Here is a 22,003-nt window from a genome sequence, read left to right as displayed (position 1 = left end):
AACCGTGCTGCTCAATGCCTATAGTTGATTGTGAGGAGACCCCACAACCGGAGACACCAATGGCAACGCTGCAGAACTTCGATGCCGAGATCGCCAAGACGAAACAGGCCGTCGAGCAGATGCGCTCCAAGATCGAGCAGTCGAGCACCGTGCTGGACAAGCTGGCGCAATCCGATGCCAAGATCGGCGCGGCCGAATTCGACATCGAGAATGCCCGCATCACCGACGTGCTGAACCAGCAGAAGGTGATGGAAGCCAACATCGCCGATCTCATCATCGGCCTGGAGGATGCCACCAACGTCTTCGGCACCGAGTTCGAGAGCATGAAGAACTACAGCGGTTGGGAGAGCTTTGTCGGCATCTTCTCCAACCAGAGCAAGCAGCGCATGCGCACCGAGCGCGTTCGCAACATGTCCCTGTCTGGCAATCTGCAGGAGCTTCTGTCGAAGTCCGACACCATCGTAGGCGTGCTGAAGGCACAGAAGCAGGTTCTCGCCGAACGCTACAAGACCTCGGAAACCAGTCTCGGGCAGGTCATCGAACGGCGCAAGGCGACGATCGCCAATCTCGAAGCCACCCAGAAGCGCATCGAGGAACTCAATCCGATCCTGCTCGACGTGGAAAACCGCATCGCCGCCTCGACCAACCAGAGCGAGCGCGCAGAGCTCGAAGCTGAGCGCGCCAAGCTCGCGACCGAATACAACGAGAAGCAGGCCAAGGAACAGGAGCTGCTCGCCGAAAGCCAGACGCTGGAACGCTATACCTCGATGTTCCAGACCTTCGTGGATTCGCTCAACAACCAGATCGCCGCGCAGAACACGCTGATCAACAAGCTGACCATCGATACCGAGCAGCGCATCGTGCTCTATAAGGCGCTTGAGGATTCGTTGAAGACCGCGGCCCAACAGGATGTCGCCCACAAGATCAACACACTGGGCTCCAAGGTCGACAACACCGCCGAGGAAACCATGGCCGGCATCGGCGCCGCTTCGCAGAAGCATATCGGCGACCTCCTGGAACTCCACGGCACCAATATGAATGCCTCGGCCGACATCCAGCGCCGCAAGAAGCTCGCCGACGACGCCTTTGCCCGCCGCTTCGAAGAGGTGTTGAAACAGCACAACGCTTCGAACTACGTGCAGTCTTAGGTGGGTGAGCTTGAACGCTTGATGGGTTTTCGCCCCATGTTGCCCCCCTCTGGCCTGCCGGCCATCTCCCCCGCATGGGGGGAGATCAGCAGTTCGGTCGCAACCGCCTTTTCTGCGACGTTTGCGATTGGCGAAAGCCGACGTAAGGGCCTAATCTCCCCCTATGCGGGGGAGATGTCCGGCAGGACAGAGGGGGGCGCGAAGGATCGCATGCGCCGCCGAGTACATTACAAATGACCCCCTCCACCGACCCCGCCGTGCACTATTTCGATTCCATCGTCGCAGCACTCGACGGTCTGGAAATCTTCCTGCGCGACGACCGCTCGCCGCTTTATCGGCATGACTTGATCGGGCGCGTTGTGGTCGAATACATCGCCCAGCTCGACAGCGCGTTCGCCTCATGGCGCAACCGGCTGGGCTTTATGGACAGCTTCCGCATTTCGCGCGCCGAGAGCGGTTTTCCTGTCTTCCAGAACGTGCTGGAGCTTGAAAACGACCGCCGCACTGCCGCCCAGCGGCTGGCGAACATTCCGCAGCCCGACGAGTTGCGCGGCGAGATGGCTGATTTCATCCTGCGTCACAAAGCCTTTCCCGATGCGCTGCAACGCTCCATGGCGGAGCGGCTCTATCTGGAAAGTGTGAAGGACGGCGCGAATTTCGGCCCGTTCAGCCTGTGCCAGACGGTCAAGGTATCGGTAAACCCGAAAACGCTGCGCCCCTATTACCTCGTGCATTGGGCGAGCTTCGACGGTTTCGCCAACCTGCCTCTGATCTACATGGCCACCGTCGAGGATTCCTCCGAAGACATGGTAGCCCAGCTCGTCGGCCCCGACGGCAAGCTCAACGACAAGCTGGACATCCCCCTGCCCGTCGACGGTCTGCTCAATCCGCAGCTCGCCCACCGCTTCGACGATTTCACCCAAAAGAATTCCGCCTACACGCTGTCGCCCGTGACCATCGCCAGCAACATGGACAAGGATTTCGAGACGCTGCACCCCAAGCAGTTGCGCCGCGTCGTGCTGGGGCCGTTCTACACGGCTGGCATCACCGAGCACAATTCGACGGTGACGGAGGTGCTGTCCAAGGTGCGCAAGGCGGAAAACGCCTGGCTGCTGACCTGGACGGTACAGGAGGTCTATTCCAAGGGCGAGATCCCCAGCCGTCGCGGCCTGTGGTCGAGCACGCCGGCAAGCGAGGAATTCTACATCAACACCGACGATCTCGAAGCCGCCCGCCAAGGCGTCTCCAGCTACGAAAAACACGCGCTCGTCCCGCACGAGGCCTATCAGGTGCTCTACGCAGCGGGGGAAACCGCCAAGATCTTCAGCGGCTACAAGGTGCATATCCTGTCGCAGGGGCAGGTGATCAGCGATGTTTGAACCCAGCCGATCTTTCCGAGTGCCGAATGCGCGCGCCTGAGAGGACCGTGGCGGCGGCGCGGACCCTGCGAAGTGACATGTCGCTTCCTGAGGTTTTGCTCTGGGAGCAATTGCGACAGTTGCGCCTCGGTGGGCTGCGGTTCCGCCGCCAGCATCCAATCGGGCCGTATGGTCTCGACTTCTACTGTCCCAAAGCGCGATTGGTTGTGGAGGTCGACGGCGCTCACCACCACGTACCGGCCGATGCAGATTGCTGCGGCAGCGGAAGATCATAGAAAGATGCCCCCTCCGACCCTTCGGGCCGGAGGGGGCTCGCAATCCCAAACCCGCGACACGGGAGATTGACCATGGACACCGGCCTGACCGCCATTGCCGAAGCCGACATCGAAAAGCACCGCGCTACGGCGCAGAGCTTCATCACGCGCATCGTCGTGCTGGAGGATTCGTCCAGCCAGTCGGGCACGGGTCTCGCCGGCACGAACCGACGCTTCGTCTCCACCGTCTCGACCGGTTCGGTGCGCCGCACGCGCGAGATCGAGCTCGCGAAAACCGTCGGTGCGATCCACCCCGACGACCAGCTCCTGTCCATCCCGCAGCACACGCTGCTCTACCGTGCCCGCCGCGGAATCGCGATAGCGCTCGCCGTGTCCGACGTCTTTGCGCGTAGCACAGACCTCGAAGCCCTGCAGGCGAAAAATGCCCGCAGTCCCCTCGACGGCGAGGAAGCCACCCGCTTCAAGAAGCTTCTGTCGGCATCGGCCTATGTCGCAGCCTTCACCTTCGCCGCCTATCTGCTGCAGATGATCGAGACCGACGGCGAGGCGCCCAACGATATCGCCGAACCGGCCTTCCAGTTCGACACCCCGCAGGATGGCGTCAAATCGGTGCTCGCCGGGCTCGACGCAGCCCTTTCCGGCGCCACGGACGACGCCGATCTCGCCACCCGCGCCCGCGCCTATGCACGCGTCGCGGTGGACGGGCTGCTGACGCGGAAAGGCCGTTTCGACGGCCTTGGCGCGTTCGAGAATGCGCATATCCACATCGACGCGGACGATTTCACCATTGACGGTTTCGACATCGCCCCAGGCAAGAAGTCCAAGCCGCTGGTGATGACCTTCAAGAAGCCCGAGGAGGTCGTCGGCAACCACATCGCCAAGTACCAGTCGGTCAAGCTGGCCAAAATGATCATGGCCTATGATTTCGACCGCGAACTCAACCCCTTCGTCGAGCTCGGCGGATTTCTGTTCACCTTCATCGGCGACGGCTCCCCCGGCACCGGCAAGACCACGCTGATCCAGATGATCGCCGGCCTGATGCACGGCTACTGCCAGGTTGCCGGCTACCCCTTCGTCTACGAGAATTTCGGCGTCGACCAGATTTCCTCCTACCAGGGCAAGTCCGGCCAGAACTGCCGCCAGTTCATCACCAATGTCTTGAACCCGCGCGCCATCGGCTTCGGCACCATCGACGACATCGACCAGGTCGCGGCCAAGCGCTCCGACGACCGCGCATCCGCCGGCCAGCAGGAAATCACCGGCGTTTTGATGGATGCCTTCGCCGGCGCCTCCACCGTGATACGCGGCAATTCGACCTTCGGCATGTTCTCCAACTATCCCGAAAATGTCGACGACGCGCTGCGTCAGCGCGCCGGCGCCCGCTGGCTGGTCGACGGCCCGCAAACGCGCGAGGACTATATCGACATCTTCGTGCTGCTGGCCGGCAAGAACCATAAGATTCCGCTTGGCGAGCACGACCTCTACGCCGCGCAGGAGATCAAGCGCGCGGTCTCGGATGCCTATGAAGGCCATGCGAAACCGCAGGAAGACGGCCTGATGAAGGTCTATGATCGCTTTCTGAAGGAAAATGGCGAGCCCAGGACCTTAGCCGATGTCGGCGAATATCTGCACCTGATCAAGGAGGCCGAGCCGCGCTTCACCGGCCGCGCCATCAAGAACGTCACCGATGCCATCAAGATGCGCGCCATGGATATCGAACTGCCCGACGATTGGTTCGAAAAGCCCGAGACCTTCATGCACAAGACTTATGACGACAAGAAAGCCATGATCGAGGAGCTGCGCGGCCCGTTCTCGCTCGACATCGTCATGCAGGAGATCAACCGCTACGCCGATTCCGAATTCCGCTACGCCGACAAATCGGACGACGCAGCCGTGCAGAAACTGCTCCGCGACGCCCGCCTGCGCGAACGCGCCGGCCGCGAAATGGAGGCGTTGAAGCAGAAGGGGCTATGGGATGCGTGAGGGCAGAGGATTGAATGTCGGCGGGATAAGGCATAGATTCTGGCTAGAGTGGCTAGAAAGGGCATGACATGCGCGAAGTAGGAACGCTTGAAGCGCGAAATTCCCTTAGTGCATTGCTTGAGCTTGTCGAGAAGGGAGAGGAGATTACCATCACGCGACACGGGACACCCGTGGCGCGGCTGGTACCCGCCCATGCACCGGATGTGGAAAAGGCACGCGCGACAGCGCAGGCGTTGCGCGAATTGCGCAAGCAGGTGAAACCTGATCCGGAAGGCCTCTCGATCCGCGACTACATCGACATGGGCAGACGCTATTGAGTGTTGTTCTCGACTGCTCGGTCGCATTGAATTGGGTGCTGCCCGACGAGGGCAGCCTTCTTGCCGACACGGTGTTGGATCGGGTGTCCGTACAGGGAGCGGTCGTGCCGCTTCTTTTCCGCCTTGAGGTTGGCAACGCTCTTCTTCTCGCCGTCAGGCGTAATCGGATCACGGCCGAACTTCGCGAAGAGATATTCGAAAAGATTGGCGACCTGCCTTTGCAGCAGGACACGGCTGGCACTGAATATGTATGGACGACATGCCTCGACCTGGCTGCGACACATGGCCTGTCGCTTTATGATGCGACCTATCTGGAACTGGCACAGCGCCGGAGATTGCCGCTGGCAACGCTGGACGCGCGCTTGGCACAGGCGGCCGAGCGCACGGGGATTGCCTTGTTCGGAGCGGTGTCATGATGGCGCGCGACAAACTTTCTCCCCGTCTACGGTCAAAAGAAAAGATGACCTTCCCTGCGAATCCGATTCGCATAGAACACGATGCTGTTGAAGCTTTAGGAAAATTGCTTCAACAAAGAAGATATCAGGGATAATCGTGGAATTTATTTCCATAATTTTTGAATATATTTACAATACCAGCCTAGCTGGATTTTTGTTTGCGGCAATATACTTATTTTCGATGTACTTCGCGTGGAAGGTATGGATTGAAGGCATAAACGCAGGTGCAGCTGAAGATGTAAAAATCCACTTGACGAACCAGCAAAGACATTCAGGAAACACGAATTATGCTAGGGGAATTCGAAATTTCAGAGGCGCTATCCCAAGGGCGATAAAAATCGCCCTGATACTCATCGGCCTCCAGCTCGTTCTAGTTTTGCTTCCCGGCAGCTTTGCGAAAATATACCCGCTAAGGGAAATTTTGGGATGATCCAATATTTCAGGCTTTCAAGATGAACCTTCTCCGCGATTCCGATCTCATCTATGGCCGGTTGCTCACCATCGACGAGCCGCATCTGATCGAGCGCTACAACAAGGCGCTGAAGGCATTCGGGCTGGCGCCGACCGACCTGCAAGCTTTCGAGATCGACCGCTCCGGCTTCTCGCCGCAGATTGCCGAGGAGCTCGGCGATCCGCTCTATCTCGATCCCGGCGCCATCAACCGCCGTTTTATCATCTTAACCCCGGCGCAAGGCGACCTGCCGGTCGTGCACACCGCCTTCTCGAACACCTCGCAGCTGCTCTACGAATTCATGAGCAGGAACCAGCGCGCCATCAACGCGCTGACGATCAAGGATGTGATTTATGGCGAGATCGAGGATTCGGTTTCGCGCGTCGAGGATATCGAAGACCTGCTGTCGATCAATCAGGTCGAGTTCCGCGTGCTGTCGGCCGAGGACGTGCTGGGCAAGGCCGCAGAGCTCGGCAAGCTGGTCGACCGGCTGAAGCTCGAACCCAACGCCTGGCGCGACGACGCCATGCTTGAGCGCATGGTGGAACTGGCGAAAGTCTGCGGCGACATTCGCGAGAACGCGCTGGTGCCGGACCAGGTCATCTTCCGCCACAACGCGTACTGGACCAGTCATTTCGGCGGGCTCTACGTCTTCGTCGATCCCGACATGACCACCGTCATCAGCGATCCGTCGGCACCCGGCTTCCGCCGGTCCCGGCCCTGGCAGGTCAGCTATCTGTCGATTCTCGACGCTGAAAAGGTCTTCGTCTTCCTTGCCTCAACCGGCCGGATCGAACTGCCGCGCGCCTCGTGGATCGAGCAGTCCGGCTATCTCGAGCACCGCGCAGAGATGGCGGTGCGCGACCTGATCCGCAAGCAGGAGCCAACCCGCGATCTCGGCACCGTCGACAAAGTCTGGATGCAGACCTGGATCCACGGCCATGCCGCCGAGATCAACCGCGACGGCACCTTCCCCTTCCTCAATGCCGCCAAGCGCGAAATCGCCCAGCTCGGCCAGCTCAAGCTTGAAGAGGTTAAGCCCGAAAACCGCTTCCTCGTCGTCCGCGCCAAGCCCGACCATCCCGACGCCTGGCTGACCAACCGGCTGATCTCGGATTTCGTGCCGTCGGATTTCCTCTCCCGCTACGTCTTCAACAAGGATGGTTTCTACAAGGACTACGAACAGCTTACCCCGCAATGGCGGTCGCATGTTGTGGAGACGCTGAAAAGCACATATCTGAAGGACAAGGCGGCGTTTCGCGCGCGGCTCTACGGTTTGGTCGACTGAGGGGACTTTTTGATGCTTGATCCGATCGTGAGCTTTTTCACCCGCATATTCCAATGGATCGGGCGAGGCATCGGTCTGCTCATCGGCGTTCTGCTGTGGCCGTTTCTGTGGCTGGGCCGCTGGTACATCAGCAGCGGCTGGATTCTCAAGGCCGTTGCCGGCGTCGTCATTGTCGGCATTGTCGCCTCATATGCCTATTTCTTCTACGTAACGCAGTTCTGGACGAACTTCGACCCGGACTACCCGAACCAGATCGAGGCCGCCTCGACCACGGCCCAGGCGACCGACGCGGTGGCGGGCGATCAGCTTCCGGCAAGTGCCGCCGCCCCGGCCGCCGGCGCCACACCGGCAGCCTCGGCTGCGCAAACCTGCAAGCGCTCGGAAATCGCTGCGACCGCCGCCGATCTGGTTGACTTCAACGTCAACCAGAATGCCTGGATTTCCTCCATGCTGGTGTCCAAGCTGGGCTTTTTCGGAATTCCATGGCGCAACACGCCCTATTTCGACAACAAGGCCGCGTTCCAGCTCGGCATCAACCAGGTTCTGCGCCGCACCACCACCGAACTGGTGGATACGCTCGGCCGCGCGCGCGGCACCTCACGCATCGACCAGAACCTGCAGGATGCGCGCACGGCTCTGGCCTGGAACGAGGACGCCTGGTATATCGGCCTGCGCGGACCGACGCGCCCGACGCCGAGCGTCTACCGCGAGGCGATCCAGAAACTGCGCAGCTTCAACGCCAGCCTGGAAAAGTGCGACGCCACCTTCGACGCGCGCTCCGACAACCTTTTGGCGTTCCTCGACCGTATCGCCGGCGACATCGGCTCGACCTCCGATATCCTGCGCAGCCAGTTGGAAGCGTCGGATGCAGGCTGGTTCGACCCTCGCGCCGACGACCGCTTCTGGTTCGCCTATGGCCAGCTCTACGCCTACTACGGCATTCTGAGCGCGACCAGCACCGACTTCTCGGCTGTCATCCGGGAGCGCAACATCACCACGCTGTGGGACACCATGCAGGTGCAGATGCGCGACGCGCTGAACATGCAGCCGCTGATCATCTCCAACGGCAACGAGTCGAGCTCCTTCTTTCCGTCGCATCTGGCGACGATGGGCTTCAACCTGCTCCGCGCCCGCTCGCAGATCGTCGAGATCCGGAGCGTGCTGGATAGGTAGGACCAATCGACAGCCGTGGATCGGTCCTAAGGTTGCGTCATCGGCTGAACGCGGGCACTTTCCTTGCCAGGCTCCGATGAGCCAGACAGGCGACCATAGATCGCGCGGCAGCAAAGGGGGCGAGACCATGACCGAGGTGAAATCCGACATCGAGATTGCGCGCGCGGCCAGGAAGAAGCCGATCCAGGAAATCGGCGGAAAGCTCGGCATTCCAGCCGAACACCTGCTGCCTTACGGCCATGACAAGGCGAAAATTTCCGCAGAATTCATCGCGGAAACCCGCTCGCGGCCCGACGGCAAGCTTATCCTCGTCACCGCGATCAACCCCACGCCTGCCGGCGAGGGCAAGACCACCACCACCGTCGGCCTCGGCGACGGGCTCAACCGCATCGGCAAAAAGGCGGTGATCTGCATCCGCGAGGCCTCGCTCGGCCCCTGCTTCGGCGTCAAGGGCGGGGCTGCCGGCGGCGGCTATGCCCAGGTGGTGCCGATGGAGGACATCAACCTCCATTTTACCGGCGATTTTCACGCCATCACCGCCGCCCACAATCTGCTTTCCGCGTTGATCGACAACCACATTTATTGGGGCAACGAGCTGGAGATCGACACACGCCGCATCGTCTGGCGTCGGGTGATGGACATGAACGACCGCGCCCTGCGCGAAATCGTCTGCTCGCTGGGCGGCCCGGCCAACGGTTTCCCACGCGAGGCAGGTTTCGATATCACCGTCGCTTCGGAGGTCATGGCTATTTTGTGCCTGTCCAAGGATCTGAAGGACCTTGAAAACCGCCTGGGCGATATCGTCGTCGCCTATCGCCGGGACAAGAGCCCGGTCTTTGCGCGCGACCTCAAGGCCGACGGCGCCATGGCGGTGCTGCTCAAGGACGCCATGCAGCCCAATCTCGTTCAGACACTGGAAAACAACCCCGCCCTCGTCCATGGCGGTCCCTTCGCCAACATCGCGCATGGCTGCAACTCCGTGGTCGCCACCACGACCGCGCTCAAGCTTGCCGACTATGTCGTGACCGAGGCCGGCTTCGGCGCCGATCTGGGTGCTGAGAAATTCTTCGATATCAAGTGCCGCAAGGCGGGGCTCAAGCCGGCAGCAGCCGTCATCGTCGCCACCGTGCGCGCCATGAAGATGAATGGCGGCGTCAAGAAGGAGGATTTGGGCACCGAGGACATCGACGCGGTTCGGCGCGGCTGCGCCAATCTCGGCCGTCACATTGAGAATGTGAAGCAGTTCGGCGTGCCGGCCGTGGTGGCCATCAACCATTTCCACTCCGACACCCCAGCCGAGATCGAGGCGATGAAGGCGTTCGTCGCCACTCTGGGCGAAGAGGCCATCGTCTGCCGACATTGGGCGGAAGGTTCATCCGGCATCGAGGAGCTTGCCCGCAAGGTCGCCGCACTGGCGGAATCCGGCATGTCGCAATTCGCTCCGATCTATCCCGACGCCATGCCGCTGTTCGACAAGGTCGACACCGTCGTCAAGCGCATCTACCGCGGCACCGAGGCGATAGCCGACAAGGCGATCCGCGACCAGTTGCACGCCTGGGAGCAAGCCGGCTACGGCCACCTGCCGGTCTGCATCGCCAAGACGCAATATTCCTTCTCGACAGATCCGACCCTGCGCGGCGCGCCCACCGGCCATGTCGTGCCGATCCGCGAGGTGCGCCTGTCGGCCGGCGCCGGCTTCGTCGTCGCCATCTGCGGCGAGATCATGACCATGCCCGGCCTGCCCCGCTCACCGTCTTCGGAACGGATTTTCCTGAATGAGCGGGGGTATATCGAGGGACTGTTTTGAGGGACGTGTCAACAACCGAAATTATTGGCCTACGATAGGCTCGTTATGGGGCGGAGCCATTTGTCCTTTAGAAGGGTCCTTGGGCAATGCATTCTCATCAGCAGAGCCCACCTGCCTTACCGTCTTGCGCGCCGCTTTCACCAAATTCTCCAAAAGGTCGAAGAAGACATCAATGCTGAAGCCTAAGATGAACGCAAAGGCAAACAGCCCAAGTCCTATTCTTTTGAACGCTTCATCGTTGCCAAGCAACCCCATGCCGAGCCATGCCATGATCATCCCCGCTAAGGCACCCAGCGAAATCCGGTAGACGGTGCGGCTCCAACCTTCATTGGGTTCCTGTGGGTTCAGAAAGGCTCGCAGGAAATATATAATCGCTCCAAGCGCTCCGTAAACAGCAGGCAATATGATAAGGGAATACAGATTTAGTGTATCTTGAACGTCTATGTTGAGTGCTTCGATATCTGGAAAAGCACCAGAATAGAAATTGAGGCGCAGCGCACAGCTGCGCAAAATAGATTCTGCTGTATCGACGCCCAATGTTTTATCAAAGCTGTATACTAACTGCCCAATGAAGGGATTTCTTTTCGAAATTTCAGCTTTTGTGATTTTCCCAAGCGCATATTGCTCTAGAAGACCCACACTCCCACAAAAGGCTTGACGCATTCCGGCGAGGCGCGGATCGAAAAAACCAGTATACACGAAGTCATTTTTGCTGTGACCGTTTCCGCCATTTATGCACTGTCCGCCGGCATCTACCCCGGAGGGACACGCTTTTTGGGATTTGCTGAGCGCGCCGAACTTCATTCCTAGGCTAAGCAGATAACCTTCAACTGTTTGCTGACCGGCAACGGGATATCGGGCTTGCCGTTGGAAGCTGTCAGCCATCAGTTTGACAGTACCAACTCTCTGATCGAGATTAACCAACTCGTACAGGAGTCTATGGGAGGCTTCACGCGCAAGCAGGAAGCGTTCGTTGTCCCGCATCACTCTCGAACCAATTATTGCAGTCCCCGTTCCAGCGTTGGTAGTTTGCGCATCGCCAAAATTCGAATACTGCAACTCATCTCCCAGTTGTTTCTGAGCATCAAGGAGCCTGCGTTCCAACTCTCCATATCGCATCTCTGCTTCGTTCTGCTCGAGCGTTGTAAGCGCTGCAGAAATCTCAACTCCCCGATTATAGATGCGGGTTAGGTGGAGTGTGCAGATCATGAAGGCTATGGCGGCAAGGACCATTACAGCTGTCCACAATCGCCGCCACTTCGATGGAAAAACACGCCAGCCACTTCGAAGTGCGTAGAATTGTTTAAACGGCACCTGTTTGCGCAAGTCTTCATATATTTGAGCCAGTTGGGTGACAGCTGGAGCGCTCAGAAGGCGATCTTTGGTTGGCAACCGCTCAACTGCATCTATCGCTGATCTGAGTTCCGTATTCGTGACACCGTTTGTGGCTGTCAGAAATTCTGCAACCATTCGGGCGTCGCGGAGCAATACGTTGACGTAAGGTGCATTGGACATCTGGCTCGTCTCCGCCCTTAGCCAAGAAAACCAGCGACGTAACCATATGGCCCGGGACACCCGCAGGGCGATCCCGGAGGTCCCGGCCATTGCGCCCAGCACCAGAAGCTTGGCGTGAAACAGATTGATCCTGGATAATGCGGCGGCACCTGCGCCAGGGCTGGGCGCGTGAAGCTCAGCCAGGCTATCGCTATGCAAACGAGAACTGTCTTGACTGATCGCATTGTCTCATCCCCAACCCGATCTTCAATTTAAGCGCGAATTCCAGAAATATACAACTATAAAGTGAATACCTCTTTTTGGGTACATGCGGAGGAAGCATCGGACCGATGAATAGTCGAAACCGGCCAGTATTCGTTGCTGAGGAAGAGGCAGCCTAAAGACCTATTTCGAAATCCGAAAAACCCCTGCCAAGCATCTGGCGTGCGATCTTGGTCTCCGCTACTGTTTGTCAGCTTCGCAGAGTGCCTGAATTGTAAGTGTAGCGTTGGTTCCGCTGGTTCCGTGGCATGTTGCTGGCCGCGCCCCACCGGATGGTTTCATGCTTTCCGGGGGATCACATGCTTTATGCTCTTGCTCTCATCATCGGCATCGTTGCCGGGCTCAGGGCGATGACCGCACCAGCCGCCATTGCCTGGGCGGCGTGGCTTGGCTGGCTGCCGCTCGGCGACACATGGGCCTGGTTCATGGGCCACTGGATCGCGGTCGCGATCTTCACCCTCGCCGCCATCGCCGAACTCGTCACCGACCAGTTGCCGTCCACGCCCAGCCGCAAGGTAGCGCAGCAATTCGGCGCACGCCTGGTTTCGGGCGCGTTGAGCGGCGCCTGCATCGGCGCGGTCGCCGGCGTCACGGTGGGCGGCTTGATAGCGGGCGTCGTCGGCGCCGTCATCGGCACATACGGCGGGGCTGAACTGCGCGGCAGGCTGGCGAAATCCTTCGGCAAGGATTTGCCGGCTGCGATCGTCGAAGACGTGGTGGCCATCGTCGTTGCCGCCCTGGTCGTCAGCGCCGTGCTATGAGCCGGCATTTCGACGCCATCATCATCGGCGGCGGCCAGGCCGGACCGTCTCTCGCCGGCAGGCTGACGCAGGCCGGCCAGACGGTCGCGCTGATCGAACGCAAGCATCTCGGCGGCACCTGCGTGAACACCGGCTGCAAACCGACCAAGACCATGGTTGCCAGCGCCTATGCCGCCCATCTCGCCCGCACCGGAACCCGCTATGGCGTCGAGATCGGCGGGCCGGTCACCGTCGACATGAAGGCCGTCAAGGCGCGCAAGGACAAGGTCACGCTGGAGTCCCGCAAAGGACTCGACGACTGGGTCGGCGGCATGAAGGGCTGTACGCTGTTTCGCGGCCATGCCCGTTTTATCTCCCCGCACGAGGTCGATGTCGGCGGCGAAACGCTCTCAGCCGACAGGATCTTCCTCAATGTCGGCGGCCGCGCCAACATCCCCGACATGCCCGGCATCGGCGACATCAGCTATCTCACCAACGTCTCGACGATGGAGCTCGATGTGCTGCCGCGCCATCTCGTGGTCGTCGGCGGCAGCTATATCGGGCTGGAATTCGCCCAGATGTTCAGGCGCTTCGGCAGCCAGGTCACCATTGTCGAGAAAGGTCCACGCCTGGTCGGACGGGAAGACGAGGGCGTGTCGGACGCCATTCGCGGCATCTTGGAAAACGAAGGCATCGGCCTCAGGCTCAAGGCCGAGTGCATCAGCTTCGCACAGCATGCCGATGGTGTTGCGGTCAATGTCGATTGCGACGATGGCGACCGCATGGTGGTCGGCTCGCATGTGCTGCTCGCCATCGGTCGCACGCCCAACACCGACGATCTCGGCCTGGAGGTCGCCGGCGTCGCCACCGACAAGCGCGGCTATGTCGTGGTCGACGATCAGTTGCGCACCAGCGTCCCGCATATCTGGGCGATGGGCGATTGCAACGGCAAAGGCGCCTTCACCCACACCGCCTACAATGATTTCGAAATCGTCGCCGCCAATCTGCTCGACAACAATCCGCGCAAGGTCAGCGACCGGCTGTCCGCCTATGCTCTTTACATCGATCCGCCGCTCGGCCGCTGCGGCATGAGCGAGGCGGAAGCCCGGTCAAGCGGCCGCAGCATTCTCGTCGGCACACGCCCGATGAGCCAGGTCGGCCGCGCTGTGGAAAAGGGCGAGACACAAGGCTTCATGAAGATCGTCGCCGACGCGGACACTAAGGAAATCCTCGGCGCCGCCATACTCGGTACGACCGGCGACGAGGTCGTCCACGGCATACTCGACCTGATGTATGCCAAGGCGCCCTACACCGTGCTGCAACGCGCCGTGCACATCCACCCAACCGTCTCGGAACTGCTGCCCACCGTCATCGCCGAGATGAAGCCGGTGTGAGATTTACCCCACCGGCCAGACGATCATCAGCATGGGCACCGCAACCAGGATCACCAGGATCGACAGCGGCAGTCCGAGCCGCGAGTAGTCGCCGAAGCGATAGCCTCCCGGCCCCATCACCAGCGTGTTGCACTGGTGACCGATGGGGGTGAGAAAATCGCAGCCCGCGCCAATAGCCACGGCCATCAGGAACGCCTCCGGTCGATAGCCGAGCTGTCCGGCAAAGGTCGCTGCGATCGGCGCCATGACAAGCACGGTGGCGGCGTTGTTGAGAAACGGCGTCACCGCCATTGCCGCCACCAGGATCAGCGCCAAGGCGCCCCAGGCCGGCAGCGACATGGCGATTTGCGACAGCCCCGCGCCCATCAGCTCGGTTGCGCCGCTCGTCCGCAGCGAGCCGCTGACAGGAATGAGCGCTGCCAGCATGACGAGGATCGGCCCGTCAAGCGCATCATAGACCTCGCGCAACGGTATCGCCTTGAACGCAACGACCAGCACCGCGGCGGCGAAGAACGCCACAGGTACCGGCAGCAGGCCCACCGCCGTCACCGCCATGGCGGCCAGAAGAATGCCGAGCGGCACGATGCCCTTGCGCACGCTGCCCATCAGGATGGGCCGTTCGGCAAGCGGCAGACAGCCGAAATCGCGCAGCATCTCGGGAATGCGCGCGCGGCTCGCCTGCAGCACCAGCACATCGCCCATTCTCAGCATGACATTACCCAGGCGCTGCTCAATCCGTGCGCCCTTGCGGCTGACCGCGAGCAGGTTGACGTCGTGGCGGTCGAACAGCGACAGCTGCTTGGCGGAAAGACCGATCAGGCTGGAATTCTCGCCAATGACGACCTCGATGGCTTCGGCATCGCTTGCCTTGACCCCGAGATCGCGCCCGCCGGTAAGCGACAGCTTGGCTTGCGAGGCAAGCCGGTCGATGGCCTCGGCATCGCCCTGCAACAGCAAGACGTCGCCCTCCTTCAGCGCGGAGTCCGGCAAAGGCGTAATGCGCACCCCGCCCTGCCGCAGGATCGATGAGATGCGCGCGGCACCCTCGGCCATCTTCAACAGATCGGACACCGGCTTGCCCAACACCGCTGAGCTCTTGGTCACCTCCGCTTCGGCGACGTAGTCGGACAGTTCAAGCGCATCGTGCAACGATCCGCTCTCGCGCTGCCGGATCGGCACCAGCCAGTAGAAGAAGACGAGAAAGATCACGCCCACAACGGCCAGGCTTGCACCCACCGGCGTAAAATCGAACATGGTGAAGGATTGGCCCGTTATCTCTTCCCGAACGCGTGAGACGATCACGTTGGGCGACGTGCCGATCTGCGTCATCAGACCGCCCAGCAGAGAGCCGAAGGCCATCGGCATCAGGAACAGCGAGGGCGACACGTTCGAGCGCTTGGCGAACTGGAAGGCGATGGGGATCATGATCGCCAGCGCGCCGATGTTCTTGACCACCGCCGAAAGCAAGGTGACGATCAGCACCAGCAGCATCAATTTCATGCGGATCGATTTCAGCGGCGGCACATAGCGCTGGATCAACACTTCCATGATTCCAGAGCGGGCAACCGCCGCGCTGACCAGCAGCGCACTGCCGACGATGATGACGATATCATCGCTGAAACCGCTGAAAGCCTGGTCGAAAGGAACCGCGCCCAGGCCTATGGCTGCCAGCAGCGCAAGAGCCGCGACCAGGTCATACCGCAGCCGCCCCCAGAGAAAAGCTATCATCATCGCGACGATGATGGCCACGGCGACGATCTGCTGCGCTGTCATGCAAGAAATACTTTCCGAATGGACGTGATGCGAGAACGCCGCCGCCGCAACTTTGTTTCCCCCTGGTGCGAATTTACAGATGAGTTTTTCTGCGGCGTGGCGCAAGCGGAAATCTCCGTCTCAAAACCAATCCGTTTTCAGGCGGCCTTGCATGGCAGCCATGACGCCAATGCAAAGCTGCAATGCAAGGACATCGATTGTGCCCTGCGCGGCACAGGCGCATGAAGTGCTTTCAATCGTTTTATGCTTCGGTTTCCCCGCACATGCCGCTGCCCATCTTCGCTCTTGCCGTCGCATCCTTTTGCATCGGCACCACCGAATTCGTCATCATGGGCCTGCTGCCGGAAGTGGCCGCAGATCTTGGCGTGTCTATCCCTGACGCGGGGCTGCTGGTCACGGGCTACGCGCTTGGCGTCGTCATTGGCGCTCCCCTCATCGCCATCTTCACCGCGAGCCTGCCACGCAAGGCGGTTCTGATCGGCCTGGCCGCACTCTTCGTCGTCGGCAATGTCTTGTGCGCGGTGGCGCCGAACTACTGGCTTCTGATGGGCGCCCGCGTCTTCACCGCTTTCGGCCATGGCGCGTTTTTCGGCCTCGGCGCCGTGGTGGCCGCGAGCCTCGTTCCGCGCAACAAACGCGCCAGTGCCGTGGCGCTGATCTTTGCAGGGCTGACCCTCGCCAACATTCTCGGCGTACCCGGCGGCACCGCTTTGGGCGAACGTTTCGGCTGGCGCATGACCTTCTGGGCCGTGGCGGTGATCGGCCTGATATCGGTTGCTGCCATCGCCGCCCTCGTGCCATCCAATGTGGCACCGCCCAGCGGCGGCGGACTCAAGAGCGAAGTGCGCGTTCTCGGCAAGCTGCAGGTCTGGCTCGCCATGCTGATCTCGATGTTGGCTTCCGCCAGCCTGTTTTCGGTCTTCACCTATATCAAGCCGATGCTTACCGATGTCACCGGCATCGCCGTCGACAACGTGACCTATATCCTGCTGCTCTTCGGCGGCGGCATGACCGTCGGCAATCTGGTCGGCGGACGGCTCGCCGACTGGAAGCTGATGCCGACCGCCATCGGCGCTCTCGTCATGGTGGCGGTCACGCAGCTTGCGCTATCGCACTTCGGCGCAGATGCGGCGATCACCGTCACCCTCATCGTGCTGTGGGGCGTCCTGTCCTTCCTCATCGCACCGCCCTTGCAGATGCGGGTGATGGAAACCGCCCATGAAGCGCCCAACCTCGCATCCACCCTCAACCAGGGCGCCTTCAACATGGGCAATGCGGCGGGCGCCTGGATCGGCGGCTTAGCCATCGCCCAAGGCATCGGCTATGCCGAATTGCCACTGGTCGGCGCGGGCCTTGCACTGGCCGGTGCCGCACTTGGCCTCGTCTCCCACATGATGGACGGACGTCTGCCGCGCGCCGAACCCGCCCACGAATTGCCGTGAGCGGAATCCAGTTGCGCGGTCCCCACTTCGCGGCTATTGAAAATCCATGAACATCGCTTCGAACATCGGCAATTGGTGGTGGGCTCGCTGACAGCGGCCTGTTGAAGCGCGTGCGCGTGGAAAATGTGATGGCCGCAACGGAATATCCGGGCGGCCATTTGTTTTATGCGCGATCCGGACCCTCCTGCGGCGTGAGATGGAGACGGCAATGACGGTGGAAGTTCTGGAAGACGGCGCCGAACGGTTCGTGACCGAAGGCGGCGTGACGATCACGCGGACGCGGCACGAAACCACCTATCCGGGTGCGATCGAGACCTATGTCGACGGGCTGAATTCGCGGCGCGGTGCGGTGTTCTCCTCCAACTACGAATATCCCGGCCGCTACACGCGCTGGGACACCGCCATGATCGACCCGCCGCTGGTCATCTCCGCGCGCAATCGCCACATGCGCATCGAAGCGCTGAACCAGCGCGGCGAAGTCATGCTGCCGATCATTGCGCGCACGCTGCTGGCCGAAAAAGACATTGCGCTGACCCAGACCACCAAGCGCCGCCTGGCCCTTGTCATCGCCCAGCCGGACCGCGTCTTCACCGAGGAAGAGCGTTCGCGCATCCCTTCGGTCTTCACCGTGCTGCGCGCGATCACCTCCCTGTTCAAAACAGCCAACGACAGCAATCTCGGCCTCTACGGCGCCTTTGGCTACGATCTCGCCTTCCAGTTCGACCCGGTCGAGCACAAGCTCGTCCGTGCGGAAAGCCAGCGTGACCTGGTGCTGTTCCTGCCCGACGAGATTCTCGTGGTCGACCACCACATGGCAAAGGCCTGGACCGACCGCTACGACTATTCCGGTGACGGTTTCGACACGGCCGGCCTGCCCCGCGATGCGGTGGAGGAGCCCTTCAGACCCTCGGACCGCATCCCTCCGCGCGGCGACCATGAGCCGGGCGAATATTCAAGCCTGGTCGAGCGCGCCAAGGAAAGCTTCCGGCGCGGCGACCTGTTCGAGGTGGTGCCGGGCCAGATGTTCTTCGAGCGTTGCGAGACGGCGCCATCGGAGATTTCGCGCCGGCTGAAGGCGACCAATCCCTCTCCTTACTCCTTCTTCATCAATCTCGGCGAAGGCGAATTCCTCGTCGGCGCCTCGCCGGAAATGTTCGTCCGCGTCAACGGCCGCCGCGTCGAGACCTGCCCGATCTCGGGCACCATCAAGCGCGGCGAGGACGCGATTTCAGACAGCGAGCAGATCCTCAAGCTGCTCAATTCCAAGAAGGACGAGTCCGAGCTGACCATGTGCTCGGACGTGGACCGCAACGATAAGAGCCGCGTCTGCGAGCCCGGATCGGTGCGCGTCATCGGCCGCCGCCAGATCGAGATGTATTCGCGCCTGATCCACACCGTCGATCACATCGAAGGCCGCCTGCGCGAAGGCATGGACGCCTTCGACGCGTTTCTCAGCCACGCCTGGGCCGTCACGGTCACAGGCGCGCCAAAATTGTGGGCCATGCGCTTCATCGAGAACAATGAGAAGAGTCCGCGCGCCTGGTATGGCGGCGCGGTCGGCATGGTGCATTTCAACGGCGACCTGAACACCGGCCTGACCCTGCGCACCATCCGCATCAAGGACGGTATCGCAGAGGTCCGCGCGGGCGCTACGCTCCTTTACGATTCGGACCCGCAGGAAGAAGAAGCCGAAACCGAACTGAAGGCATCCGCCATGATCTCAGCCATTCGCGACGCCAAGGCCGGCAACGCCGCAAAGGACCAGCGTACCAGCGCCCGTGTCGGCGAAGGCGTGAACATCCTGCTTGTCGACCATGAGGACTCCTTCGTCCACACGCTTGCCAACTACTTCCGCCAGACCGGCGCTGTCGTGTCGACGGTGCGCACGCCGGTCGCCGACGAAGTGTTCGACCGGCTCAAGCCCGATCTCGTCGTGCTCTCGCCCGGCCCCGGCACGCCAAAGGATTTCGATTGCGCCGCCACGATCAAGAAGGCGCGCGCCCGCGAACTGCCGATCTTCGGCGTCTGCCTCGGTCTGCAGGCGCTTGCCGAAGCCTATGGCGGCGAACTCAGGCAACTGCACGTCCCCATGCATGGCAAGCCGTCGCGCATCCGCGTCTCCAAGCCAGGCATCATCTTCTCGGGCCTGCCAAAGGAGGTCACCGTCGGCCGTTATCACTCGATTTTCGCCGATCCGGTGCGCCTGCCCGACGATTTCATCGTGACCGCCGAAACCGAGGATGGTGTGATCATGGCATTCGAACACCGCAAGGAACCGATCGCGGCAGTGCAGTTCCATCCCGAATCGATCATGACGCTCGGCCATGACGCCGGCATGCGGATGATCGAGAACGTCGTCGCGCATCTGCCGCGCAAGGCCCGCGAAAAGGCAGCCTGATCTTGACGGCCGAGCAGTCCAAAGAGCGGGTCGCCAGGCTCGCCTTCCTGTCGATCTTCGTTGCCCTTGGGGTGATGGGGTTGAAGTTCGTCGCCTGGCGGCTCACCGGCTCCGTCGCGCTCTATTCCGACGCAATGGAATCGATCGTCAACGTCATCGCGTCGCTCGCCGCCTTCTGGGCTGTCCAGGTCAGCCACAAGCCGGCCGACAACGATCACCAGCACGGCCACCACAAGGCGGAATACGTCTCCGCGGTGCTGGAAGGCGTGCTGATCGTCGTCGCCTCTATTCTGATCCTCAACGAGGTCTACCGGTCCTGGGGAGAACCTCTGTCGCTCGAGCAGCCCTGGGCAGGTCTTGGCGTCAACGCGGCTGCCGCTGGCGTGAACGCGTTCTGGGCCCTGCTTCTGATCCGCGTCGGCCGCTCGGCCCGTTCGCCGGCGCTCGTTGCCGATGGCAGGCACATCATGACCGATGTCGTCACCTCGCTCGGCGTGCTGGCGGGTCTCGTCGGCGCCGTTCTGACGGGCTGGACCATCCTCGATCCGATACTCGCCATCATCGTCGCGCTCAACATCCTCTGGCAGGGCTGGCACGTCATCGGCTCATCGGTCAACGGTCTGATGGATCGCGCCGTCGAGCCGGACGAGCACATGCGCATCCGCGACATCATCTCCGTCAATGCCAAGGGCGCGCTGGAGGTGCATGACCTGAAGACGCGCATCGCCGGCCGCGCCACCTTCATCGAATTTCATCTCGTGGTGGAAGCGACGATGAGCGTCGGCGAAAGCCACGTCATCTGCGATCGCATCGAGGACGCCCTGCGCTCGGAAATCCCCTCCGTCCGCGTCATCATCCATGTCGAACCGGACGACGAGGCCAAGCTGCCCCTGGGCACGGCCGCCGTTCCGTTTGCCTGATCGGCGTGGTACCGGTTTCCGGGAATGCTCTTCCGTAAGCATTTTTTACCGCTCACGCATTGCCGCACGCTTCAGGCGGGATAAGAAGGGGGCATATGTCTCCCGTTGTACCATCACCCTCCCGGCTCGGCACACTCCATCCCTTCCTCCAGTGGCTGATCCTGCTTGCGCTGTCCGCCGTCATCACGGCAGTGCTTGAGCTTGTGCATCTGCCCGCAACGCTCCTGCTCGGCCCGATGTTCGCAGGCATCGTCGCGGGCGTGCAGGGCGCCACGATCCGCTTGCCGCGCACTCTGTTCCTCTCCGGCCAGGCGATTGTCGGATGCCTCATCGCGATGTCCATCTCGCCTGAGATTTTCCCGACGCTTGTATCGGAATGGCCGATCTTCGCCGGCGCCGCCGTCTCAACAATTCTCGCCAGCAGTTTTCTCGGCTGGTCCATCAGCCGCCTGAAAATCCTGCCGGGCACGACAGCCGTGTGGGGGTCGGCGCCGGGCGCTTCCTCGGCAATGGTGTTCATGGCGGAGAGTTTCGGCGCCGATGCGCGCCTCGTCGCCTTCATGCAATATCTGCGCGTCATCATGGTGTCGGCCGCCGCGGCACTCATTGCCCGCCTCTGGGTCGACACATCGACCGTCGAGCCCGTGGCCATTGACTGGTTCCCGGCAATCGAGCCGCTGCCTCTGGCAACCACCTTCCTCATCGCAGCGGGAGGCGCGACTCTCGGCCGCCTGCTGCGCCTGCCCTCGCCATTCTTCCTCGGCGCCATGATCGTCGGCGTGGTTCTGCACCTTGGCTTCTCTGTCCCCCTGCAACTGCCGCACTGGCTTCTGGCGATAAGCTATCCGCTGATCGGCTGGAGCATAGGGCTCAACTTCACTGCCGCGATCCTGCGCCATGCCGCCCGGGCCCTGCCGCAGGTGGTTGGTTCGATCCTGGCCTTGATGGCATTTTGCGGCGGCATCGCCTGGTTCCTCACCCACAGCCTCGGCATCGACCCGCTGACCGCCTATCTCGCCACCAGCCCCGGCGGGATGGACTCGGTGGCGATCATCGCCGCCGCCTCGCATTCGGTCGACCTCTCCTTCATCATGGCGTTGCAGATGATGCGGTTTCTGTGTGTGCTTCTTTTTGGACCATGGCTGGCCCGATTCGTTGCGCGCTTCGTCGCCTGACGCCGCCACCCTCCCTTGCCAGCCTCAAACCTCTCATGTATGAGAGCGCCATGTTGTCGCGTCGCGCCCAGACTGTAAGCCGTTCCGCCGCTTTTGCGGGCGAGACCTT

Annotated in this window: 19 protein-coding genes; 17 read left to right on the top strand and 2 right to left on the bottom strand. The window is 61.4% G+C overall.

Going from position 1 to position 22,003, the window contains the following annotated elements; all coding sequences use genetic code 11:
* The first annotated feature begins 59 nt into the window (after window positions 1-59).
* From ICI42_RS07560 to ICI42_RS07515, 10 genes are all read left to right on the top strand, one after another.
* Entirely contained in the window at window positions 60-1,148 is a 1,089-nt protein-coding gene (locus tag ICI42_RS07560; RefSeq protein ID WP_188163946.1) for a coiled-coil domain-containing protein, read from the top strand.
* 233 nt (window positions 1,149-1,381) lie between these two features.
* Window positions 1,382-2,527 carry a hypothetical protein gene (locus tag ICI42_RS07555; RefSeq protein WP_188163945.1) on the top strand — a complete coding sequence of 382 codons (1,146 nt, stop codon included), beginning with the start codon at window positions 1,382-1,384 and terminating at the stop codon, window positions 2,525-2,527.
* Window positions 2,528-2,553: 26 nt separating this feature from the next.
* Window positions 2,554-2,802, top strand: a complete 249-nt coding sequence (locus ICI42_RS07550) for an endonuclease domain-containing protein (protein WP_188163944.1) — start codon at window positions 2,554-2,556, stop codon at window positions 2,800-2,802.
* A 72-nt stretch (window positions 2,803-2,874) separates the two neighbouring features.
* Window positions 2,875-4,785, top strand: a complete 1,911-nt coding sequence (locus ICI42_RS07545; protein ID WP_188163943.1) for an AAA family ATPase — start codon at window positions 2,875-2,877, stop codon at window positions 4,783-4,785.
* A 68-nt stretch (window positions 4,786-4,853) separates the two neighbouring features.
* Window positions 4,854-5,102, top strand: a complete 249-nt coding sequence (locus ICI42_RS07540) for a type II toxin-antitoxin system Phd/YefM family antitoxin (protein WP_188163942.1) — start codon at window positions 4,854-4,856, stop codon at window positions 5,100-5,102.
* Window positions 5,099-5,518 carry a type II toxin-antitoxin system VapC family toxin gene (locus tag ICI42_RS07535; RefSeq protein ID WP_188163941.1) on the top strand — a complete coding sequence of 140 codons (420 nt, stop codon included), beginning with the start codon at window positions 5,099-5,101 and terminating at the stop codon, window positions 5,516-5,518. The genes ICI42_RS07540 and ICI42_RS07535 overlap by 4 nt, the downstream gene beginning before the upstream one ends.
* A gap of 136 nt (window positions 5,519-5,654) precedes the next feature.
* Window positions 5,655-5,987, top strand: a complete 333-nt coding sequence (locus tag ICI42_RS07530; RefSeq protein ID WP_188163940.1) for a hypothetical protein — start codon at window positions 5,655-5,657, stop codon at window positions 5,985-5,987.
* A gap of 22 nt (window positions 5,988-6,009) precedes the next feature.
* Window positions 6,010-7,296 carry a DUF6638 family protein gene (locus ICI42_RS07525; protein ID WP_188163939.1) on the top strand — a complete coding sequence of 429 codons (1,287 nt, stop codon included), beginning with the start codon at window positions 6,010-6,012 and terminating at the stop codon, window positions 7,294-7,296.
* Window positions 7,297-7,308: 12 nt separating this feature from the next.
* Window positions 7,309-8,469 carry a DUF2333 family protein gene (locus ICI42_RS07520; RefSeq protein WP_188163938.1) on the top strand — a complete coding sequence of 387 codons (1,161 nt, stop codon included), beginning with the start codon at window positions 7,309-7,311 and terminating at the stop codon, window positions 8,467-8,469.
* A gap of 127 nt (window positions 8,470-8,596) precedes the next feature.
* A complete protein-coding gene (locus ICI42_RS07515) occupies window positions 8,597-10,276 on the top strand; it encodes a formate--tetrahydrofolate ligase (protein WP_188163937.1) in 1,680 nt (559 codons plus the stop codon).
* A 21-nt stretch (window positions 10,277-10,297) separates the two neighbouring features.
* Here ICI42_RS07515 and ICI42_RS07510 read toward each other — a convergent pair whose 3' ends face one another.
* Window positions 10,298-11,791: a hypothetical protein gene (locus tag ICI42_RS07510; protein ID WP_188163936.1), complete on the bottom strand. Its 1,494-nt coding sequence runs from the start codon at window positions 11,789-11,791 to the stop codon at window positions 10,298-10,300.
* 560 nt (window positions 11,792-12,351) lie between these two features.
* On the opposite strand from ICI42_RS07510, the gene ICI42_RS07505 reads away from it, so the two are divergent.
* Both ICI42_RS07505 and ICI42_RS07500 read left to right on the top strand, forming a co-directional pair.
* On the top strand, window positions 12,352-12,813 hold the full coding sequence (locus ICI42_RS07505) for a DUF4126 domain-containing protein (protein ID WP_188163935.1): 462 nt from the start codon (window positions 12,352-12,354) through the stop codon (window positions 12,811-12,813).
* On the top strand, window positions 12,810-14,186 hold the full coding sequence (locus tag ICI42_RS07500; protein WP_188163934.1) for an FAD-containing oxidoreductase: 1,377 nt from the start codon (window positions 12,810-12,812) through the stop codon (window positions 14,184-14,186). The genes ICI42_RS07505 and ICI42_RS07500 overlap by 4 nt, the downstream gene beginning before the upstream one ends.
* Before the next feature lie 3 nt (window positions 14,187-14,189).
* Here ICI42_RS07500 and ICI42_RS07495 read toward each other — a convergent pair whose 3' ends face one another.
* On the bottom strand, window positions 14,190-15,959 hold the full coding sequence (locus ICI42_RS07495) for an SLC13 family permease (protein WP_188163933.1): 1,770 nt from the start codon (window positions 15,957-15,959) through the stop codon (window positions 14,190-14,192).
* An 18-nt stretch (window positions 15,960-15,977) separates the two neighbouring features.
* Between ICI42_RS07495 and ICI42_RS07490 the strand changes: the two genes are divergently transcribed.
* From ICI42_RS07490 to ICI42_RS07470, 5 genes are all read left to right on the top strand, one after another.
* Entirely contained in the window at window positions 15,978-16,184 is a 207-nt protein-coding gene (locus ICI42_RS07490; RefSeq protein WP_188163932.1) for a hypothetical protein, read from the top strand.
* A 38-nt stretch (window positions 16,185-16,222) separates the two neighbouring features.
* Entirely contained in the window at window positions 16,223-17,401 is a 1,179-nt protein-coding gene (locus tag ICI42_RS07485; RefSeq protein ID WP_188163931.1) for an MFS transporter, read from the top strand.
* Window positions 17,402-17,609: 208 nt separating this feature from the next.
* Window positions 17,610-19,799 (top strand): anthranilate synthase, encoded by a 2,190-nt coding sequence (locus ICI42_RS07480; protein WP_188163930.1) that lies wholly within the window; start codon window positions 17,610-17,612, stop codon window positions 19,797-19,799.
* 2 nt (window positions 19,800-19,801) lie between these two features.
* Window positions 19,802-20,719 carry a cation diffusion facilitator family transporter gene (locus ICI42_RS07475; protein WP_230980217.1) on the top strand — a complete coding sequence of 306 codons (918 nt, stop codon included), beginning with the start codon at window positions 19,802-19,804 and terminating at the stop codon, window positions 20,717-20,719.
* A 95-nt stretch (window positions 20,720-20,814) separates the two neighbouring features.
* Window positions 20,815-21,894: an AbrB family transcriptional regulator gene (locus tag ICI42_RS07470; protein ID WP_188163929.1), complete on the top strand. Its 1,080-nt coding sequence runs from the start codon at window positions 20,815-20,817 to the stop codon at window positions 21,892-21,894.
* Window positions 21,895-22,003: the final 109 nt, after the last annotated feature.

Source organism: Oryzicola mucosus (assembly GCF_014534685.1).
Classification (GTDB): domain Bacteria; phylum Pseudomonadota; class Alphaproteobacteria; order Rhizobiales; family Rhizobiaceae; genus Oryzicola; species Oryzicola mucosus.
This window is presented reverse-complemented; position numbering and strand designations above follow the sequence as displayed.

Excerpts from the sequence above, each read along its gene's own strand:
- ICI42_RS07560 (WP_188163946.1), top strand. The coding sequence starts at position 60 with ATGGCAACGCTGCAGAACTTCGATGCCGAGATCGCCAAGACGAAACAG.
- ICI42_RS07555 (WP_188163945.1), top strand. The coding sequence starts at position 1,382 with ATGACCCCCTCCACCGACCCCGCCGTGCACTATTTCGATTCCATCGTC.
- ICI42_RS07550 (WP_188163944.1), top strand. The coding sequence starts at position 2,554 with ATGCGCGCGCCTGAGAGGACCGTGGCGGCGGCGCGGACCCTGCGAAGT.
- ICI42_RS07545 (WP_188163943.1), top strand. The coding sequence starts at position 2,875 with ATGGACACCGGCCTGACCGCCATTGCCGAAGCCGACATCGAAAAGCAC.
- ICI42_RS07540 (WP_188163942.1), top strand. The coding sequence starts at position 4,854 with ATGCGCGAAGTAGGAACGCTTGAAGCGCGAAATTCCCTTAGTGCATTG.
- ICI42_RS07525 (WP_188163939.1), top strand. The coding sequence starts at position 6,010 with ATGAACCTTCTCCGCGATTCCGATCTCATCTATGGCCGGTTGCTCACC.
- ICI42_RS07520 (WP_188163938.1), top strand. The coding sequence starts at position 7,309 with ATGCTTGATCCGATCGTGAGCTTTTTCACCCGCATATTCCAATGGATC.
- ICI42_RS07515 (WP_188163937.1), top strand. The coding sequence starts at position 8,597 with ATGACCGAGGTGAAATCCGACATCGAGATTGCGCGCGCGGCCAGGAAG.
- ICI42_RS07510 (WP_188163936.1), bottom strand. The coding sequence starts at position 11,791 with ATGTCCAATGCACCTTACGTCAACGTATTGCTCCGCGACGCCCGAATG.
- ICI42_RS07505 (WP_188163935.1), top strand. The coding sequence starts at position 12,352 with ATGCTTTATGCTCTTGCTCTCATCATCGGCATCGTTGCCGGGCTCAGG.
- ICI42_RS07500 (WP_188163934.1), top strand. The coding sequence starts at position 12,810 with ATGAGCCGGCATTTCGACGCCATCATCATCGGCGGCGGCCAGGCCGGA.
- ICI42_RS07495 (WP_188163933.1), bottom strand. The coding sequence starts at position 15,959 with ATGACAGCGCAGCAGATCGTCGCCGTGGCCATCATCGTCGCGATGATG.
- ICI42_RS07490 (WP_188163932.1), top strand. The coding sequence starts at position 15,978 with ATGGACGTGATGCGAGAACGCCGCCGCCGCAACTTTGTTTCCCCCTGG.
- ICI42_RS07485 (WP_188163931.1), top strand. The coding sequence starts at position 16,223 with ATGCCGCTGCCCATCTTCGCTCTTGCCGTCGCATCCTTTTGCATCGGC.
- ICI42_RS07480 (WP_188163930.1), top strand. The coding sequence starts at position 17,610 with ATGACGGTGGAAGTTCTGGAAGACGGCGCCGAACGGTTCGTGACCGAA.
- ICI42_RS07470 (WP_188163929.1), top strand. The coding sequence starts at position 20,815 with ATGTCTCCCGTTGTACCATCACCCTCCCGGCTCGGCACACTCCATCCC.